The following is a 370-nucleotide window of genomic DNA, read 5'->3' on the forward strand; positions in this document are numbered from 1 at the left end:
ATCAAGATAATGATAAAAGATTAAAAGGAAAATGGTTCCTGACGAGATTTTTTTGTTATTTGCAAGATGAATTCAGAGGAATCATAGAAGCTCCGCATAATCCTCGATTTCACTGGGAAACTTGTTATGAAAATCAAAATTTTAATTACTATAAAGCTTCTCAAAATCAAGAAACATTTAATCGCATGCCCGAGGAAAATAATCAGACTCAAATTACAAGTTATAAAAGTATAGGGGTAGATAGTATCGTATTTTTCTCCTAAAGACTGACAAAACACTTAGCTTAGTGAATTTTAGGCAAAATAGCTAGCTTAGATAGTGTAGTCACGAGAAATAAAATAAATGCTTAAATGTGCTACTCTTCTAAGCT

At 31.1% G+C, this 370-nt stretch carries 1 pseudogene; it reads left to right on the plus strand.

From position 1 onward, the window contains the following. A pseudogene (locus tag TY19_RS16045) lies at window positions 1-263 on the plus strand (hypothetical protein); the annotation flags it as partial. Window positions 264-370: the final 107 nt, after the last annotated feature.

It is taken from the genome of Candidatus Protochlamydia sp. R18 (genome assembly GCF_000648255.1).
Lineage (GTDB): Bacteria > Chlamydiota > Chlamydiia > Chlamydiales > Parachlamydiaceae > Protochlamydia > Protochlamydia amoebophila.